Annotated in this window: 17 protein-coding genes; 8 read left to right on the top strand and 9 right to left on the bottom strand. The window is 55.7% G+C overall.

Annotated elements, in window-relative coordinates; genetic code table 11:
- The first annotated feature begins 13 nt into the window (after positions 1–13).
- The 6 genes from LRS06_RS08120 (at position 14) to LRS06_RS08095 (ending at position 6,781) form a co-directional block, all read left to right on the top strand.
- Positions 14–763, top strand: a complete 750-nt coding sequence (locus tag LRS06_RS08120; RefSeq protein WP_257871029.1) for a DUF6089 family protein — start codon at positions 14–16, stop codon at positions 761–763.
- 61 nt (positions 764–824) lie between these two features.
- The gene (locus LRS06_RS08115) at positions 825–1,571 is read left to right on the top strand and encodes an isoprenyl transferase (protein ID WP_257871028.1); all 747 of its coding nucleotides are present in this window, start codon (positions 825–827) and stop codon (positions 1,569–1,571) included.
- A gap of 10 nt (positions 1,572–1,581) precedes the next feature.
- On the top strand, positions 1,582–4,176 hold the full coding sequence (bamA, locus tag LRS06_RS08110) for an outer membrane protein assembly factor BamA (RefSeq protein WP_257871027.1): 2,595 nt from the start codon (positions 1,582–1,584) through the stop codon (positions 4,174–4,176).
- Between the two features lie 36 nt (positions 4,177–4,212).
- A complete protein-coding gene (locus LRS06_RS08105) occupies positions 4,213–4,896 on the top strand; it encodes an OmpH family outer membrane protein (RefSeq protein ID WP_257871026.1) in 684 nt (227 codons plus the stop codon).
- A 38-nt stretch (positions 4,897–4,934) separates the two neighbouring features.
- On the top strand, positions 4,935–5,582 hold the full coding sequence (locus LRS06_RS08100; RefSeq protein WP_257871025.1) for an OmpH family outer membrane protein: 648 nt from the start codon (positions 4,935–4,937) through the stop codon (positions 5,580–5,582).
- Positions 5,583–5,665: 83 nt separating this feature from the next.
- Positions 5,666–6,781 (top strand): RluA family pseudouridine synthase, encoded by a 1,116-nt coding sequence (locus tag LRS06_RS08095; protein WP_257871024.1) that lies wholly within the window; start codon positions 5,666–5,668, stop codon positions 6,779–6,781.
- A gap of 33 nt (positions 6,782–6,814) precedes the next feature.
- Here the strand turns inward: LRS06_RS08095 and LRS06_RS08090 are convergent, their stop codons facing one another.
- The 9 genes from LRS06_RS08090 to mazG all read right to left on the bottom strand — a co-directional run bounded on the left by LRS06_RS08090 (position 6,815) and on the right by mazG (position 14,873).
- Positions 6,815–8,416: a lipopolysaccharide assembly protein LapB gene (locus LRS06_RS08090; protein WP_257871023.1), complete on the bottom strand. Its 1,602-nt coding sequence runs from the start codon at positions 8,414–8,416 to the stop codon at positions 6,815–6,817.
- A 51-nt stretch (positions 8,417–8,467) separates the two neighbouring features.
- Positions 8,468–9,433 (bottom strand): PstS family phosphate ABC transporter substrate-binding protein, encoded by a 966-nt coding sequence (locus LRS06_RS08085; protein ID WP_257871022.1) that lies wholly within the window; start codon positions 9,431–9,433, stop codon positions 8,468–8,470.
- A complete protein-coding gene (locus tag LRS06_RS08080; protein ID WP_257871021.1) occupies positions 9,423–9,671 on the bottom strand; it encodes a hypothetical protein in 249 nt (82 codons plus the stop codon). Before LRS06_RS08080 ends, LRS06_RS08085 begins: the two co-directional genes overlap by 11 nt.
- A gap of 164 nt (positions 9,672–9,835) precedes the next feature.
- Entirely contained in the window at positions 9,836–10,663 is an 828-nt protein-coding gene (locus tag LRS06_RS08075) for an energy transducer TonB (RefSeq protein ID WP_257871020.1), read from the bottom strand.
- Between the two features lie 218 nt (positions 10,664–10,881).
- Positions 10,882–11,709: an energy transducer TonB gene (locus LRS06_RS08070; protein WP_257871019.1), complete on the bottom strand. Its 828-nt coding sequence runs from the start codon at positions 11,707–11,709 to the stop codon at positions 10,882–10,884.
- The gene (locus LRS06_RS08065; protein WP_308239880.1) at positions 11,706–12,167 is read right to left on the bottom strand and encodes a biopolymer transporter ExbD; all 462 of its coding nucleotides are present in this window, start codon (positions 12,165–12,167) and stop codon (positions 11,706–11,708) included. The genes LRS06_RS08070 and LRS06_RS08065 overlap by 4 nt, the downstream gene beginning before the upstream one ends.
- 68 nt (positions 12,168–12,235) lie before the next feature.
- Entirely contained in the window at positions 12,236–12,859 is a 624-nt protein-coding gene (locus LRS06_RS08060) for a biopolymer transporter ExbD (RefSeq protein WP_257871017.1), read from the bottom strand.
- A gap of 60 nt (positions 12,860–12,919) precedes the next feature.
- A complete protein-coding gene (locus tag LRS06_RS08055) occupies positions 12,920–13,792 on the bottom strand; it encodes a MotA/TolQ/ExbB proton channel family protein (RefSeq protein WP_257871016.1) in 873 nt (290 codons plus the stop codon).
- Positions 13,793–14,045: 253 nt separating this feature from the next.
- Complete coding sequence (gene mazG / locus LRS06_RS08050; protein ID WP_257871015.1) at positions 14,046–14,873, bottom strand: nucleoside triphosphate pyrophosphohydrolase; 828 nt, start codon at positions 14,871–14,873, stop codon at positions 14,046–14,048.
- 167 nt (positions 14,874–15,040) lie between these two features.
- Here mazG and glmM point away from each other — a divergent pair, with 167 nt between their 5' ends.
- Together glmM and LRS06_RS08040 are read left to right on the top strand one after the other, a co-directional pair.
- Positions 15,041–16,429 carry a phosphoglucosamine mutase gene (glmM, locus tag LRS06_RS08045; protein WP_257871014.1) on the top strand — a complete coding sequence of 463 codons (1,389 nt, stop codon included), beginning with the start codon at positions 15,041–15,043 and terminating at the stop codon, positions 16,427–16,429.
- Positions 16,430–16,561: 132 nt separating this feature from the next.
- Positions 16,562–17,710: a cysteine desulfurase family protein gene (locus tag LRS06_RS08040; RefSeq protein WP_257871013.1), complete on the top strand. Its 1,149-nt coding sequence runs from the start codon at positions 16,562–16,564 to the stop codon at positions 17,708–17,710.
- Positions 17,711–17,713 lie beyond the last annotated feature (3 nt).

The raw sequence follows: 17,713 nt of genomic DNA, 5'->3' as shown, positions 1-17,713 counted from the left end.
CACAGCCAGTCTGATGACGCAGGATTCCTTCTTCAAAACACTCCTTATTTGCGCTCTGCAAGTAGGGAGTGTTTTTTTTGCCCTCACGGCACACGCGCAGAACACCAGTGAATTAGGCATCGGGCTCGGGGCCCTGAGCTATAAAGGCGAACTGGCTCCGGAATACCGCATTGCCAACAACCGCCCCGCGTTATCGGCCTTTTATCGCAAGGATGTTTCCAAAGCAGTGACTCTGCGCGGAAATATTATGGCGGGCCTATTGCGGGCGGATGACCGACAGGTGCAAGGGCTGAACGGTAATACGATGCCGCTAAACCAGTACCGGAGTGCCAATGTAAAAGGCAGCCTCTATGAGTTAGGCGGGATACTGGAATACAACTTCTTCGATTATTATAGTAAGCAGGTAAAAACACGCTTTACGCCATTTGCCTTTATTGGCGTGGCAGGCTTTCTGGCACCTGTACGCACGCAGTTTACCGGTTCTTATACGTCGTCGGAGCAGAAAAACACGTTGATTGGCTTGGCAGTACCCATGGGCATAGGCCTCAAGCTGGGCTTGTCGACGCACTGGAACCTGGGCGCAGAGATTGGGGCCCGCAAAGCATTTAGCGACCAACTGGATAATGTAAGCCGGCAAAGCGACTTGGTAGCCAACCGGCACGACCAGGACTGGTATTATTATGGGGGCTTAAGTATTTCCTATACCTTCTATAAAATCCGTTGCCCGGAAGTATCCAAGGGAGAAGGTAAAGCAGGGCGCTAGGCAGGCAGGTGCAATGCAACCATTTGCGTAACTTGCAGGCTCCTTACGCAAACAAGTACGCATGGCCGCCCCGGCTGAATTAGATCCTTCCCGTATTCCTGCGCACGTTGCCGTCATTATGGACGGTAATGGCCGCTGGGCCAAGCAAAAAGGCGGACTGCGCATTTTTGGCCATCAAAACGCCATTAAAGCGGTGCGTGAAACCGTTGAAACGGCTGCTGAGCTAGGTGTACAGTACCTGACGCTCTATGCCTTTTCCACAGAAAACTGGGCCAGGCCGGCGCATGAGGTAATGGCCCTGATGCAACTGCTGGTGCATACCATCCGCCAGGAAACAGCTACCCTGCTTAAGAACGATATCCGGCTGCAGGCCATTGGCGACACGGCAAGCTTACCCGCATCATGCCAGCGGGAACTGGCTGAAGCTATTGACCTGACCAAGCAGGGCAGCCGCATGACGCTGATATTAGCTCTAAGCTACAGTGGGCGCTGGGACCTAACGCAGGCCGCTCGCCGCCTAAGCGAGGCAGTAGCCGCGGGCACCGTGCAGCCAGCGGAGGTAACGGAAAAGACCATATCAGCTTATTTATCCACCGCCGGAATACCCGACCCGGAGCTACTGATTCGGACCAGCGGAGAGCAGCGTATCAGCAATTTTCTGCTGTGGCAGCTGGCCTACACCGAGCTTTATATTACCGATCTGCTGTGGCCGGACTTTAGACGTCAACACTTTCAGGAGGCTATCCGCGTGTATCAGCAGCGGGAGCGTCGATTTGGCAAAACCAGTGAGCAGCTCAACGTTTCGTAAGTTTTTGGGAATGAAATTTTTGATTAACCGCATTGGCGCGCTTCTGGCGACACTGCTTTTGATAGGCGGCACCTGGGGTTCTGCACACGCCCAGAAGGCCGGTGCAGCCGGGGAGCCGGAACACTATCAGGTGGGCGGTATCACGTTTACGGGCACCCGCTACCTCGACCCCAATACCCTCGTTGGTATTACGGGACTGAAAGTCGGTGACCCCATCAATATTCCGGGTGAAGAGTTGGGTAAGGCTATTCGGCGGCTCTGGGACCAGGGTATAGTAGGAGATGTCAACGTTTCCATAGACCGCACCGAAGGCTCCCGCATCTTTCTCACCTTCGACGTGAAGGAGCGGCCGCGCCTGTCGAACTTTATCTTCACCGGCATTGGTAAAACCCAGTCGGACGACCTGAAAAACAAGATCAAGCTGATCCGGGGCAAAGTGGTGACGGATGCGCTGCTCAGCAACACGCGGGAGCAGGTGCGCAAGTTCTTCACGAACAAAGGCTTCCTGAACGCCAAAGTAACCGTTACGCAGCAGCCCGACTCGACGCTGCCCAACAGCGCGGTGCTGGTGTTCAACGTAAACCGGGGCGAGAAAGTCCATATCACCGATATTGACTTCGTCGGTAACTCGGCCGTGAAGGACGGGAAGCTCAAGTCCCAGATGAAAAAGACCAAGGAAAAGAAACCCTATAAGTTTCTGAACGCCGGTAAATTTCAGCGCAAGGAGTTTGAGGAAGACAAGGAAAAGGTCATCGAATACTATAATGCGCAGGGCTACCGCGACGCCGTTATTGTATCCGATTCGCTGATTTCGGTACCGCAGACCCGCAGCTACCTCTGGCTGGGAACCGAAAACGGAAAATTCGGCATTCACCGCACCACGCAGCAGGATATCGATAAGCTCACGCTGCATATCCGGGTTGATGAAGGCACCAAATACTACTTCCGTAACATCACCTGGTCGGGCAACTACCTGTACGACAACCGCACGCTGGCTTCTATCCTTGGCATCAAGGAAGGGAGCGTGTACAGCAAGGAAACGCTGGACAAACGCCTGAACTACAACCCGACCGGCCAGGATATTACCTCGCTCTACATGAACGATGGGTACCTGTTCTTCCAGATCGAGCCCATTGAGACGAAAGTTGAAGGCGACTCGATTGACATTGAGATGCGCCTGACGGAAGGCGTGCAGGCCCGCATCAAAGACATCAACATTGCCGGCAATACCAAAACCAGCGACCATGTAATCCGCCGGGAACTGCGGACGCTGCCGGGCGAGAAATTCAACCGCGAACTACTCATCCGCTCCCAGCGCGAGCTGGCCTCCCTGGGCTATTTCGACCCTGAGAAAGTAGGCATCAACCCCGTGCCCAACCAGGCCGATGGCACGGTGGACATCAACTACACCGTAGAGGAAAAGCCTTCCGACCAGATTACGCTTTCGGGCGGCTGGGGCGGCTACGCGGGCTTCATTGGCACCGTGGGTTTAGTATTCAATAACTTTTCGCTGCGCAAGGCCGGCAACTTCAGCAACTGGCGCCCAGTGCCTGCCGGCGACGGTCAGCGCCTGGCCCTGAACGTGCAGGCCAACGGTATCCAGTACCAGGCTTACTCCTTCTCCTTTACGGAGCCGTGGCTGGGTGGCCGCAAGCGCAACTCGCTTACGGTGAGCCTCAACAAAAGCATTCAGCGCGTAGGCACCAACTTCGACGTGAAAAACGGAAGCTCTATCAAGGTGAACAGTGCTTCGGTGAGCCTTGGCCGCTACCTGCGCTGGCCCGATGACTATTTCTCCCTGAGCAACTCCCTGTCGGTAAGCCAGTACAAGCTGAATAACTACACCTACCTGCAGGGTTTCGGCAACAACGGCACGGGCAACGCCAACAACATCACCTTCAATACCACGCTTTCCCGCAACAGCACCGACAACCCGACCTATACGCGCCGGGGCTCGGCTCTGGCGCTCAGCGTGAACCTGACGCCTCCCTACTCGGTGTTCAAAGGCTCACACCCCAGCGTAAATGAATGGGTTGAGTTTCATAAATGGATGTTCGACGCCTCTTGGTTTACGCCAATCGTGGGCAAGCTGGTGCTGAATACCCGCGCCCACTTTGGCTTCATCGGCTCTTATAACAGCAGCCGCCAAATTGGGCCATTCGAGCGGTTCAAGCTTGGTGGCTCGGGCCTGGCGTCCGGTGGGCAGGCCAACTTCCTGGTGGGTACCGAATATGTAGGTTTGCGCGGCTACGATGATCCTACTGATGGCAATGCCATTCAGGACCCCAACGGAACCGGCGGGGTAGCCTACAATAAGTATGTGATGGAGCTGCGCTACCCGGTTTCGCTCAACCCGGCCGCTACGGTATATGTGCTGAGCTTTGCCGAAGCCGGCAACTCCTTCGACCAGTACTCCAAATACAACCCATACAAGCTCTACCGTTCGGTAGGGGTAGGGGCTCGTATTTTCATGTCGGCATTTGGTTTGCTAGGCTTCGATTATGGCTATGGTTTCGATGCGGTGGACCGCTACAACACGTCCTCCTCGCAGGGAAAACAGGAAAAAGGCCACTTCCACTTCATCATTGGTCAGCAGATCCGCTAGCCGAAGCTGCTTGGCCAACCAGCACTTTCTACCGCTATGAAAAAACTTCTGAGCTTGCTGCCGTTGCTGTTGCTGCTGGCGGCGCCCACCGCGTGGGCGCAGAAATTCGGGTATATCGACTCGGAGTTTATTATGGGTAAAATGCCGGCCTACGGGGCGGCCCAGCAGGAGTTGAACACCCTCTCGCAGAACTGGCAGAAGGACATCGAGTCCATGCGCAAGGACCTCGACAAGATGTACCGCACCTACCAGGCTGAAGAGGTCCTGCTAACGGACCCAATGAAAAAGAAGCGGCAGGATGAGATTCTGCAGAAGGAGCAGGATATCAAAACCTACCAGAACAAGATCTTCGGCTACGAAGGCCAGCTGTTCAAAAAGCGCCAGGAACTCACCAAGCCCGTGCAGGATCAGGTGTTTGAGGCCGTGGAGAAAGTAGCCAAGAAAAAGCAGCTGGCTATAGTATTCGACAAATCGGGCGACCTGACGATGCTCTACACCAACCCGACGCACGACTACACGGAATTTGTCCTGGAGGAATTGGGTTTAGGGTCAGAGGATCGGAATCAGCCTGCACAAAAAGGCGCGGTGCGCACCGTAGCCACGCCTGCTACTCCGGCTACCGACGAGCCTAACGCCGACGAAGCGGGTACCCGCGCCACGGCTCCGGCCAAGAAAACGACTACCAAGCCGGCACCACGCTCAACCGGCCGAAAAAATTAACTTTGCATTCTAACTCTCAGACCTTTCTCTTTTACCGAATGAGTTCATTTCCCAAATTCCGCCTGTTGCTGGCCGCGGCCGCTCTCACGCTCACTACGGCTACGGCCACGCTGGCCCAGACGGCTCCCCAGAAAATCGGCTATACCAACGTAGACTACGTGCTGAGCCAGATGCCCGAAAGCAAGCAGATAGAGTCGCAGCTGAAGGACTACAGCACCCAGCTGGAAAACCAGCTCAAGGCCAAATACCAGGAATACCAGACCAAAGGCGAGGCATATCAAAAAGGGGCTGCTACTATGTCAGATGTAGTGAAGGCCGATAAAGAAAAGGAGCTGCAAAACCTGCAGCAGTCTATTCAGGAGTTTCAGCGTAACGCAGAAACTTCCGTTCAGCAAAAGCAGCAGACCCTGCTGAAGCCGGTGCTGGATAAACTGCAGAAGAACATTGATGCCGTTGCCGAAGAAAATGGCTACGCCTACGTGCTGAACTCGGACGCTGGCTACGGCACCACGCCTATTCTGCTGCATGGCCCCAAGGATGGCGACATCTCGGAGCTGGTGCTGAAGAAAATGGGCATTACGCCCGGCGCCGCGGCCGCTGCCAAACCTGCTACTACGGCTCCGGCTACTACGCCTGCACCTGCCGCCGCTACCAGCACCAAAACCAAGACGAAAACCAAGAAGTAAGCTTACAGCCTCCGGGCTTTAGCTGACAAGAAAGCCGGAACCGTGTTCCGGCTTTCTTCTTTTACCTGTAGCCACTTTGCCCTATGTTGCCGGACGACGACCTACTTCCCGATGACCTGCTGCTGCCCGATGATGAGCAGGACCCCGGCGACGAGCTATACGAGCATCACCGCATTCAGGCCGATAAGCGCCAGGAGTTGCTGCGGCTCGATAAATTTCTCATGAATCGCCTGCCCAACGCGTCCCGGACCAAAATCCAGAACGCTATCCGGGTCGAGGCCGTGCAGGTGAACGAGCGGCCCGTGAAGTCCAACTACCGCGTAAAGCCCGGCGACGTTATCACCATTACGCTGCCCGAGCCGCCGCGCGAAGGGAAAGTAGTGCCCGAGCCCATGGAGCTGGATATCCGCTATGAGGACGACTCGCTGCTGCTGGTAAACAAGCCGGCGGGCCTGGTGGTACATCCGGCTTATGGCAACTGGCAGGGCACGCTGGTGAATGGGCTGGCGTATCATTTCCAGCACCTGCCCACCGGCCGCAACGGCGAAATCCGGCCCGGCCTTGTGCATCGCATCGACAAGGATACGTCGGGCCTGCTGGTCATCGGCAAGACGGAGTGGGGCATGACGCACTTGTCCCAACAGTTTTTTCACCACACCATCGAGCGGACGTACCTGGCCTTGGTGTGGGGCATCCCTAAGGAACCGCAAGGCACCATTACAGGGCACATAGGGCGCAGCCTGAAGGACCGCAAGGTGCAGGCGGTATACCCGGGCGGCGAGTACGGCAAGCCTGCCGTAACGCACTATAAAGTGCTGAAGGAGTTCCGGCACGTAGCGCTGGTGCAGTGTAATCTGGAAACCGGCCGTACCCACCAGATCCGGGCCCACATGAAGCACATAGGCCATCCGCTTTTTTCGGATGCTACCTATGGCGGCGACAAGGTGCTGTATGGTCAGCGTACGGGCGCCTACAAGAGCTTTGTGGAGGATGCCTTTGCCGTGATGCCCCGTCAGGCCCTGCACGCAAAGTCCCTGGGCTTCGTTCACCCTACTACCGGGGCTGATATGCAGTTTGAGGTAGAGCTACCCGCCGATTTCGAGGCGGTGCTGCAGAAGCTGGGAATCCTACACTGCACAGCCGTAGCCTGCAATATCATTTGGTTTACCAAACCACACAAAAAAGGCCGCCACTCGTGAGAGTAGCGGCCTTTTTTACAAGCTTCAAGCAAATTACTTGCGTTTCACCGGGGCCTTAGCCGGTGCTTTGCGCGTAATTTCATTGATGGCGGTAGTCACCTGACCATCGGCTGGATCCAGGGTTTTGGCGGCCTGCCAGTAAGGTAGCGAAGCGGCCTTATCACCTTTCTGATAGTAGTAGTAGCCCAGGTACTTGTTGGCTTCTACCATACCGTCTTTGTACTTGGCAGGGTCAGTAGCCAACTCCAGGTACTTCTCGTAGTAGGGCTTGGCCGAGCCCTGCTTGGAATCGGGGTCAAGGTTAGCGTTGGCACGGGCCCGCATCAGGTAGCCGGGAATGTAATCAGGCTTAGCCGTGGTGATGACGCCGTAGAGGCTGTCGGCTTGGGTGTACTGCTTGTTGAACTCGTAAGCGCGGGCCAGATACACTTTGTTGGTCAAAGCATCGGGGTTCTTCTTGGCAATGATGCTATACATCTGGATGGCTTTCGGATAGTTCTTGGATGCCAGGTAAGCCTGCGCCAAGTCATTCTGAAGCTCTTCTGCTTTGGCAGGATCGTTCTTGATGGCCTTTTCGATGGTGGCAATACCTTCCTGCGTACGGCCGGCTTTGGCCAGCATCTTGCCGTAGTACACGTAGTCCTCGGTGATAAGCTTCTCAGCCGGTACCAGCTTCATGTAGGCATCCATAGCCGCCAGCGCCTCTTCGTTTTTACCCGTTTCGTAGAGCGAGTACGCCTGCAGGCGGTTCATCGTCACGTTCTTCGGGTCACGCTGCAGAATGGTTTGTACTTCCGTCAGCGCTTCGGGGTACTTTTTCGTCAGGAACAGGAACGAAGCGTACTTAGCCTGCGTGCTGGGCGTGTTTTCCGCCATGTCGCGGTACTTCTGGAAAGTGCTCAGGGCATCGTCGTACTTTCCTACGAAGTAGTACATTTCGCCCAGGTCACGGTAAGCAGGAGCAAAGTTGGGGTCCAGAATAGTGGCTTTCTGGAAGGCGTCACGGGCGCCGTTGTAGTTGCGCGAACGGACGTTCAGCTGGCCTTTGCGGTAGTAAGCCGTTACGTTGTTCGGGTCGGCCAGAATAGCGCGCTCGTAGTTGTTCATGGCTTCACCGCCGCCATTCTCCTGCTTCAAATAGATGTCGCCCAGCAGGTTCATGATGCGCGGGTCATCCTTCTTGTTCAGCTTGTTGGCCAGGGTCAGGTATTCTACCGCCTTACCATTGTCTTTGGTTGGCGACTCGGCGTAGGCCTGACCAATCTGCGTGAGTACTTCCTTGTCTTTCGACTTGGTGGCTTTTACGGCCTGCTCGAACTGAATCTGGGCTTCGGCATTTTTGCCTTGAGCCAGGTAAGCCCGACCGGAGGCTATCTGCGCCTGCGCTCCTTTGGAGGCAGTAGCTGACTGCGTGAAAAAATAGGCCGCCGAATCCGGCTTTTCCATCATCTGGTACAGGCGACCCAGCTCGAACGCCGACTCGGGAGTCTGACCTTGACCCAGCTGGCGCCGGGCGTCGCTGTATCGCTCCAGCTCAATGGCTTTTTGAGCGCCAGCTACATTCTGCGCCACGGCAGCCGTGGTGCTGACGGACAAAGCAACGAGGAGGGAGAGCTTCCAGGGCTTGAACTTCATGTGCGAAAAATTAAATGAAAGCGTAAGAAAAAAAGTGAATAGGGAGCAAAGCTAGTTGGGTTTCGTCGTCACGATGCGAGTCTGACCGACGGCCGGCATCAAACCGGATTTGAGGATGATGAGCTGCCCCTTGGTTCCGGCTACGAAGGATGCAAAACCGGTGCCAAGTCCTGCCCGCGCCTCCCGGCTGATGACGTACACATTGCGCCGAAGCGGGTAGGTCTTCAGCGCCAGATAGGCCTGATAGGGCTGCACGTAATCCTCGGTGCTCTTGGGGGCTGCGGCTGTACTGATGCCAGCTACCCGCACGCGGCGCAAAAAGCTCTGTACGGAGGCATCGTCCCGGTCGCTGATCCAGTTGACGCCAATGACCCCAATGGCATTGGTGTGGGTAGCAACGTAATCCAGCAACGCTGGGTTCGATTTTGAGGCAAATGCCTTCTTGGTCAGCTCAGCCCCATGCGTCACGGAGTCGCGCACGTAACGGCTGGTGCTGGAGTTGTTTGAGTCGAACACCACGGTAATATCCCCCAGCTTGCTGCTGCGGCTTATCTGCTGCCACTGCGTAGCCTTGCCCGTGAAAATATCACGCAGCTGACTCATGGTCAGCAGCGAATCGGCGTTTGCCGGATTTACGATAATAGCCAGGGCATCAATGGCTACGTGCGTGGTGCGGGGAAAGAGCTTCAGGCGCTCAAAATGCGTTTTCTCTTCGGTCGTCAACTCCCGGGATATAATGGCTACGCGCACCTTATTGTTGAGCAGCGCTTCCATAGCGTCGGACTCGGGCACGTATTGCGGCTGAATCTTGGCGTACTGATACAATTGCTGAAACGTATCGACGTGCGACTTCACAATGGGCTCGAAGGTAGCATCTACCGCTACTTTCAACACGCCGCTGGTAGGGGTATCGTCGATGTTTTCTGCGGTAGGCGGCCCACCGCTGTTGCAGCTGGTGGCCAGTATACCCGCCAGCAAAAATGCACCCAGCTGCAGGGAAAAAAGGTTATTCTTCATCGTTTTTGCCGGTTATGCTGCGGTAGTTGCGAACAAATCTAATAATTCCGTAGAGGACAAACACGGCTCCCAGCAGACGGCGGGGCGTGGCGGGCAAGGAGAAAATAGAAACCGGTACGAGCAGCAGGTAAAAGCCCAGTGCAGTATACACAATGGCCATTACAAGCACGAAATAGCGTGTCAGACGCTGCGGGCTTTTTTGGCCCAGTCGTTCGCGGGCGGGGCGTCGGTCGAGCATGCAGGAGAAAATGAAGGTCAGGAAAAGCTTAAACGCATAAAGGTAGCCAGATTGTTGGGGCGTATTATTCAGCGCAGTTAGTTTGGCCCCAAAGGCGCGCAAACGCCCTTCGCTGCCTAGTTACCTAGGTCAGCGAAGGGCGCCCGGAAATCTACGGCAGAGGCTTATTGAAACTGAAAGGTAATAGGGAGCGTGAACCGAACGGGTACGGCACGGCCGCCCTGCTGGCCCGGTACCCAATGCGGCATGCTCTTAATCACCCGCTGGGCTTCTTCTTCGGTGCCGTAGCCTAAGCCTTTGAGTACCTCCACGTCCATTATCTCGCCGTTGGTGCCTACCGTAAAGGAAACATACACCCGTCCCGAAATCTGGTTCCGCAGCGCTGGACCCGGATAGTGCAGATTCTTGCGAAAATATTCCCCCAGCGCTTTATCTCCCCCGGCAAACGCTGGCATTACCTCCGCCGTCAGGAAAGGCTTGGGTGGTGCTACGGCTACTACCGTTGTTTTTCCCGAGTCGGAGCCAGTGCTGGTAACGGTACCATTTCCTGGTATAGCCACTGGTCCCACCAGCGTACCATCTGGCAACTCTGAGTAGCTATTAGTTGTGGGGGTTACTGGTTTAATATCCGGTTGAGTCACCAACTCGTCTGGTTTCACGGTTGGTACTATTTCATCCGGCGGCCGCACTACAGGTGGTGCCACAGCAGCCTGGCTTTGTGCTTTCGGTTTCATCAGCTCCGCTACATCAATAAGCTTAATGCCTTCATCAGGAATTGTTAGAGGTGGAGAAACCAATACTGGCTCAGGCCAGAAATAGCGTACCAAAAGTGGTGTGGCTACCAATAACAGAAACAATGCGGTGGCAATACCCACGGCGGCTTGCAGGTGGCGGCGATAAAGCTGCCGGAGGACGAAAGCCCCGTAGGCTTTGTTGCGCCCTTCGAACACGATGTCGTCGAGGGAGGCGGTAAGCAGGTTGAGCGTGGTCATAGGTGGTATAGGTTAAAGGTGAACGATGGTACACGGTGCGTAGTATTCAAGCCAACCTTCTCACTCACAGAACCCTGCCTGGCTTTCATCTGCTTAACGCCCCGGCTGAAAAAGCTAGTATATGCCGTACTGTATTTTTTAGTGAATATTTTTCGGGCACGAAAAAACCCGAACCAAGCCGGAGCCTGATTCGGGTTTTAGGGGCCGAAGCCGAACGTTTACTTGATGGCGAAAGTCACCGGAACGGTAAATGACACGCTTACGGCGCGGCCGTTCTGTTTGCCCGGAGCGAAGCGCGGCAGCGTCTTAATTACGCGAACAGCTTCTTCGTCGGTGCCACCGCCCAGGGGCTTCGTAACCTTTACGTCAGTTACGCTACCATCGGGGCCTACGGTGAAGTTTACGAATACCTTGCCTTCGATTTGGTTGCGCAGGGCAAGGGCGGGATAGCGGATGTTTTTACCAATGTATTGCAGCAGGGCTTCCTGGCCGCCGGGGAATACCGGCATCTGCTCTACGTAGGTATATACCTTCTGCTCCACCACTTCCTCTACTACCTTGTCGCCGGTGCCTTCGAGGCCCGTCAGGTCGTTAGGGTTGTCCGTGTTGCCTTTCACCGTTACGGCGGCCACTACCTTTTCTTCCAGTTCCTTCTGATCCGGAATTTCTTCCACTTTGCGCACTTCCTCGTCCTTTTTCACGACGGGCGGAGTGAACTTAATAGTGGAGAGCTTGGGCGGCGGTGGTGGCGGCGCCTCGGGTGGCGGCGGTGGGGGTGGGGGTTTGGTTTCGTCCAGTGGAGGAGCATCCATCAGAACGTTCTCCTTGAGCATCTTGTCGTCCTCTACCACGTCGTTGCTACCAAACATGCGCGCCAGAAGCGGGAATGTCACGAGCAAGGCGAAAAGAGCAACGGCAATGATCAAGGCCCGCGTCACGTGCTTGTTGTACAAGCGCCGCAACACATACGCCCCGTAGGCCTTGTTCCGGCCTTCGAACACGATGTCGTTGAGGCTAGCGTGTGCTAGCTGCGCGTTATCCATCATAAGCCGGAGGTTGCAATAAGTTCAGTGTCGACTTTCGAAATGGGCACCAGCGCGTACTTTTTCTGGTCGGTGATGTTCATTTCATCCAGGATGTCCACCATGTTTTTATAGTTGGACTTGTCATCCGGCTTGATCAGAACCACCGTTTTGGGGTTCTGGCGCTGCCGCTGGAGTAGCACTTTACGAATGCCGTTCGCATCATAGCTCGAAAGCTTCAGCTCCGGCTTGGTCGTGGCATCGGCCAGACCTTCGTAGTAGTACACCTTGTTGTTCTCACCCATCAGGATAGTGAAGGCATCCGAGGCTTTCAGCTCCGACTGCTCTTCCTTGTTTTTCTCCTTCACGGGCATTGTCACCTGCATCACATTCGGCTTATTGAACGTGGTGGTGAGCATAAAGAAGGTCAGAAGCAAAAAGGCCAAGTCCACCATCGGTGTCATGTCGATTTTGGTCGACATTTTTTTGGCCCGCTTCTTTCCTCCTTTACCGGAGTCGGCTTGTTGTTGTATTTCTGCCATGGCTGCGCTTAGCGGCTCACTACCGGCTTGTTCTCCAAGTCGGTGATGAGGTTGAAACGGTTGATGTTCTTGTTCTGCAACAGCTGGATAACTCTTCTTACCGTGGCCACATCGGCGTCGTTATCGCCTTTGATGGCAATAAAGGTGGGCTTCTTCACCGCGTCCATGTTGGCTTGGCGGGCGGTCATTACCCAGTCGATGAGCTGCACTGTATCAGCTTCGGAAAGCAGACCAGGCTGCTTTACCTCTTTGCGCTGCTCCGTGCTCATATCGAGCAAAGAGCCAAGCTGCTGAACCGGTACGCCAAAGCTGTTGAGGCCACCAAAGGCGCGCTTCTGCTTTTCAGTGAACGAAACGCCGTACTTGGCGCCCATCCGGTCGAGAAGCAAAGCCCGGGCTTTGTCGCTTTCCAGCCCGAAGAACACGCGCTTATCCTTGTCGATAAGCAGGCGGATAACGTTGCTTTCCGGCAGCTTGATTTCCGAGGTAGAGGAGGGAGTATCCACTATCACCACTTCCTCGGGGGCAAACTTGGTGGTGAGCATGAAGAACGTCACCAGCAGGAAGGCCAGGTCCACCATCGGGGTCATATCCAGCGAAGGGGACGTTCTATGGGGCTTAACTTTAGGCATTTCTTGCGTGGTTTTATTCAGACAACGATACGTACACTGGCTTTATTGCGTAACCGCAGATTAAGCCGTGTAAGTTTCTTTTTCGCCGTGCTGAGCCGCGAAGGTCTGAATAATGCTGAAGCCGGCTTCGTCGATGCTGTAAGTCAGCTCGTCAATCTTGCTGGTGAAGTAGTTGTAGGCAATGATGGCAATGGCCGAGCCGGCAATACCGATAGCCGTGTTGATCAGTGCTTCCGAAATACCTTCAGCCAGAGCTACGGCGTCGGGGTTACCGGCTTGAGCCAGTGCCGAGAAGGCCTTGATCATACCGAATACCGTACCCAGCAGACCTACCAGCGTCGATACCGAAGCAATGGTGGAGAGGATAACGAGGTTCTTTTCCAGCATCGGCAGCTCCAGCGTCGTCGATTCCTCGATTTCCTTCTGGATAGCCAGGATCTTCTGGTCTTTGTCGAGACCACGCTCGCGCGACATTTCCTGGTACTTCAGCAGGCCCGACTTAACTACGGCGGCTACTGAGCCTTTCTGCTGGTCGCAAACGGCAATAGCACCGGAGATATCATTGGCATTCAGCTTCTGGCGGATCGAGCGCACGAAGCTTTCGATGCTCTTGGAGCCTTTAGCTTTGCTGATGGTGAGGAAGCGCTCAATCGAGAACGTAATTACCAACAGGAAAAGCGTCATCAGGAAAGGTACGATAATGCCTCCTTTGTAGATGGTACCCAGGTAGTTGCCTGGCAGAGCAGCATTCTCGTTGTTACCACCCTGGAAGTTAGCGCCATTACCCAACACGAAGAAGAAGATCAGGAGGCTAACAATAAAAGCCAGTGGAATCACGATGGCGGCAAACGCGGAACCGCCTTTTGCTTCACCCTTGGGTGCAGCAGGAGCGGCAGGCCGCACGTTCTTGTTCATGGCATTCTTTTGTTCCATTGTTCCGGAAAATTAGGAGGTTGGTTGGTGAAAGATGAAGTTGTGGGTGAAAACTGTGACGAAAGGCTTTAAGACGGAAACGCCCCGCTCACCCGCACCATTGCCGTACTAAAGGCAAGCAAGTGGGTCTGCTCGTGCGCGGGGCCAGTTCCGAAAGTTAGACTCTCTCTGGCAAACCTAAACAAAACCCTTCGCGCTGCCAAATCCAAAATGCGTTTAAAGGCTTTCATGCAGGGCAGGTCTTAAAAAAACGCTATTCCGGGGAGCCGGCGGGTGGAAGCTGCTTGGCTTGGTTCCAATACACATCCATCTGCGCCAGCGTTAAGTCCCGCAGCTGGTATCCGTCGCGCGCAGAGGCAGTTTCGAGGTGTTGAAAGCGGTGAATAAACTTACGGTTGGTGCGTTCCAGGGCTTCTTCAGGATTGATTCCGGCGTGGCGGGCAAAGTTGATAAGCGAGAATAATAAGTCGCCAAACTCGGCGGCGGCCCGCTCCTGCCGGCCTTCGGAAGGCACAACATCGGCAAACTCATTCCCGAACTCCTGCAATTCTTCCTGCACCTTTTCCCATACCTGCTCCGGCTTTTCCCAATCGAACCCCGCGCCACGGGCTTTCTCCTGAATCCGCATGGCTTTGATAAGCGCAGGCAACGAGGCAGGTACGCCACCAAGCACCGAGGAGTTGCCTTTTTCCTGGAGTTTGAGCTGTTCCCAGTTGCGTTTTACGTCTTCTTCGCTGTCGGCCTGCACATTGCCGTAGATGTGCGGGTGCCGGAAAATGAGCTTTTCGCACTGCGCATTCAGCACGTCGGCAATATCGAAGGCTCCCTGCTCACTGGCAATCTTGGCGTAGAAAGTCAGGTGCAGCATCACGTCGCCCAGCTCCTTTTGCAGGTCGGGCAAGTTGCCGCGGATGATGGCGTCGCTGAGCTCGTAGGTTTCCTCAATGGTGAGGTGGCGCAGGCTTTCCAGGGTTTGCTTTCGGTCCCAAGGGCACTCGGCACGAAGGCGGTCCAGCACATCAAGCAGGCGGCTAAAAGCCTCCAGCTGGGCGGGGCGGCGGGCAGCAGGGGTGTATTCCATTAGTTCAAATATACAACGGCCGCCGGCTTCAACTGTATCTACATCAAATAGCGGGGAAGTACACACCCCAGCTGGTTGGTGGGGTGGAATAGCGAAACCCGGGGTAGTTGCCTACTTTTGCCCCGCATTTAGTTGACTTTTCAACGCTTCACTTTCTGACTGGCACTGTGGCACTGATCAAATCTATTTCGGGCATCCGGGGAACCATTGGGGGCGCGGCCGGCGACGGCCTCACGCCGATTGATGTAGTAAAGTACGCGGCCGCCTTTGGTACCTGGGTGCTGAACACCACCCAAAACAATACCATCGTTATTGGCCGCGACGCGCGTATTTCGGGCGAAATGGTCAGCCGCCTGGTGTCGGCCACGCTGCAAGGGCTGGGCATCGATATCATTGACCTGGGCCTCAGCACCACGCCTACCGTGGAAATGGCCGTGCCGGCCAAGAAAGCGGGCGGTGGTATCATCCTCACGGCCTCGCACAACCCCAAGCAGTGGAATGCCCTGAAGCTCCTGAATCAGAAGGGGGAGTTTATTTCCGACAAAGACGGCCAGCAGGTACTGGCTCTGGGCGACTCTGAGTCGTTTGACTTTGCGCCCGTAACCAAGCTGGGCAAATACGCCACCGACGACACCTTCCTGCAGGAGCACATCAACGCTATCCTGACGCTGCCCCTGGTAGATAAAGCGGCCATCAAAGCCAAAAACTTCCGGGTGGTAGTGGATGCAGTGAATTCCTCGGGAGGCTTTGCCGTGCCGATGCTGCTGGAGCAGCTCGGCGTGGAGGTCATCGAAAAGCTGTTCTGCGAGCCTACCGGCGACTTTGCCCACAACCCCGAGCCCCTGCCCGAGAACCTGCGCGATATTGCCCGAGTGCTGGAAAAAGGCTCTTTCGACCTCGGTATTGTGGTGGACCCGGACGTGGACCGCTTGGCCCTGGTGAATGAGGATGGCTCCATGTTCGGGGAAGAATACACCTTGGTGGCCGTGGCCGACTACGTGCTGCAGCAGAATGGCGGCGGCAACACGGTGAGCAACCTCAGCAGCACCCGCGCCCTGCGCGACGTGACGGAAAAGCACGGTGGCCAGTACGCCGCCGCCGCCGTGGGCGAGGTGAACGTGGTAAACAAGATGAAGGAAACCAACGCCGTTATCGGTGGGGAAGGCAACGGCGGTATCATTTACCCCGAGCTGCACTACGGCCGCGACTCCCTGGTAGGCATTGCCCTGTTTCTGAGTCATCTGGCCAAAACCGGCCTGACCATGACGCAGCTTCGAGCCTCGTACCCGAACTACTTTATCTCGAAAAACAAGATTGAGCTGACGCCGGAAATCAATACCGACGAGGTGCTGGTGCAGATGCAGGCGCGCTACGCCAAGCAGCCCGTCAACACGATTGATGGCGTAAAAATCGAGTTTGACAAGGAGTGGGTACACCTGCGCAAATCCAACACCGAACCTATCATCCGCATCTACGCCGAGTCGACCTCGAACGCCACGGCAGACTATCTGGCCAACAAAATCATCGGCGACATCAAGGAGATCATCAGCAAATAACTTCTTGTTTCAGTAAGTGCTGGCCTTTGCGAAGAGGCTATAAACGTACAGGATTTCGGCTACCCGGCCGGAATCCTGTATTTTTGTGGCGTCAGACTTTCAGTCTCTGTTGAATAAGCTGTTGCCCTGCTCATGAACGTGTATTTCGATAACGCCGCCACCACGCCGCTGGACCCCGAAGTGCTGGATGCTATGCTGCCCTTCCTGCAAAACCACTTCGGCAACCCCAGCAGTATCCATGGCCACGGCCGACAGGTGCGCGCCGCCATCGAAAATGCCCGCAAGACCATTGCGCACCTTATCAATGCCGCGCCGGCCGAAATCGTGTTTACCTCCTGCGGCACGGAAGCCGATAACTACGCCGCCTTTGGCAGTGTGCGTACCCTCGGCCTCAAGCACGGCATCACCTCCAAGCTGGAGCACCACGCCGTGCTGCACACCATGCAGGCCCTGGAAAAGTGCGGCGACCTGAAGCTGAGCTACCTGCGCCATGACGCGCAGGGCTGCCTCGACCTGGAGCACTTGGACGAGCTGCTGGCCGCGCACCCGCGCACGTATGTGAGCCTGATGCACGCCAACAACGAAATTGGCAACCTCAACGATATTGCCGCTATCGGCGACATCTGTGCCCGGCACAATGCGGTATTTCATACCGATACGGTGCAGACGATGGGTCACTACCGCCACGATGTGCAGCAGTTGAAGGCACATTTTCTGGTAGGCTCGGCCCACAAGTTTCATGGCCCGAAAGGGGTGGGCTTCCTGTACCGCCGCTCGGGCCTGCTGGTAGATGCCCTGATTCATGGCGGCTCGCAGGAACGCAACCAGCGCGCTGGCACCGAGAATGTGTATGGTATTATCGGCTTGGCCAAGGCGCTGGAAATTGCTTACCGCGACATGGCCGCGCACCAAAGCCACATTCAGGGCCTGAAAGACCGGTTTATCGAGAAACTCCGCGCTGAAGTGGACGGGGTGGAGTTCAACGGCACCTCGGCCGATGCGGCTCACAGCCTGTACACGGTGCTGAGCGTGAGTTTGCCGCCCTCGGAGATGAATGAGATGCTGCTCTTCAACCTGGACATCAACAAGGTGTCGGTGTCGGGTGGCTCGGCGTGTACCAGCGGCGCCAATGCCGGCTCGCACGTGCTCAATGCCCTCAACGCCGACCCTGACCGGGGCACCATCCGTTTTTCCATGAGCAAGTACAACACGGAAGAGGAAGTGGATTACGCCGTGGCCCAACTGGCGCGCATGTACCGCAAAGAGCCGCTAAGCATTTAACCA

Origin of the sequence: Hymenobacter sp. J193 (assembly GCF_024700075.1) — a bacterium.
In the GTDB taxonomy this organism is placed as follows: Bacteria; Bacteroidota; Bacteroidia; order Cytophagales; family Hymenobacteraceae; genus Hymenobacter.
This window is presented reverse-complemented; position numbering and strand designations above follow the sequence as displayed.

Coding starts and splice junctions, on each gene's coding strand:
- LRS06_RS08120 (WP_257871029.1), top strand. CDS start 14: ATGACGCAGGATTCCTTCTTCAAAACACTCCTTATTTGCGCTCTGCAA.
- LRS06_RS08115 (WP_257871028.1), top strand. CDS start 825: ATGGCCGCCCCGGCTGAATTAGATCCTTCCCGTATTCCTGCGCACGTT.
- bamA (WP_257871027.1), top strand. CDS start 1,582: ATGAAATTTTTGATTAACCGCATTGGCGCGCTTCTGGCGACACTGCTT.
- LRS06_RS08105 (WP_257871026.1), top strand. CDS start 4,213: ATGAAAAAACTTCTGAGCTTGCTGCCGTTGCTGTTGCTGCTGGCGGCG.
- LRS06_RS08100 (WP_257871025.1), top strand. CDS start 4,935: ATGAGTTCATTTCCCAAATTCCGCCTGTTGCTGGCCGCGGCCGCTCTC.
- LRS06_RS08095 (WP_257871024.1), top strand. CDS start 5,666: ATGTTGCCGGACGACGACCTACTTCCCGATGACCTGCTGCTGCCCGAT.
- LRS06_RS08090 (WP_257871023.1), bottom strand. CDS start 8,416: ATGAAGTTCAAGCCCTGGAAGCTCTCCCTCCTCGTTGCTTTGTCCGTC.
- LRS06_RS08085 (WP_257871022.1), bottom strand. CDS start 9,433: ATGAAGAATAACCTTTTTTCCCTGCAGCTGGGTGCATTTTTGCTGGCG.
- LRS06_RS08080 (WP_257871021.1), bottom strand. CDS start 9,671: ATGCTCGACCGACGCCCCGCCCGCGAACGACTGGGCCAAAAAAGCCCG.
- LRS06_RS08075 (WP_257871020.1), bottom strand. CDS start 10,663: ATGACCACGCTCAACCTGCTTACCGCCTCCCTCGACGACATCGTGTTC.
- LRS06_RS08070 (WP_257871019.1), bottom strand. CDS start 11,709: ATGATGGATAACGCGCAGCTAGCACACGCTAGCCTCAACGACATCGTG.
- LRS06_RS08065 (WP_308239880.1), bottom strand. CDS start 12,167: ATGTCGACCAAAATCGACATGACACCGATGGTGGACTTGGCCTTTTTG.
- LRS06_RS08060 (WP_257871017.1), bottom strand. CDS start 12,859: ATGCCTAAAGTTAAGCCCCATAGAACGTCCCCTTCGCTGGATATGACC.
- LRS06_RS08055 (WP_257871016.1), bottom strand. CDS start 13,792: ATGGAACAAAAGAATGCCATGAACAAGAACGTGCGGCCTGCCGCTCCT.
- mazG (WP_257871015.1), bottom strand. CDS start 14,873: ATGGAATACACCCCTGCTGCCCGCCGCCCCGCCCAGCTGGAGGCTTTT.
- LRS06_RS08040 (WP_257871013.1), top strand. CDS start 16,562: ATGAACGTGTATTTCGATAACGCCGCCACCACGCCGCTGGACCCCGAA.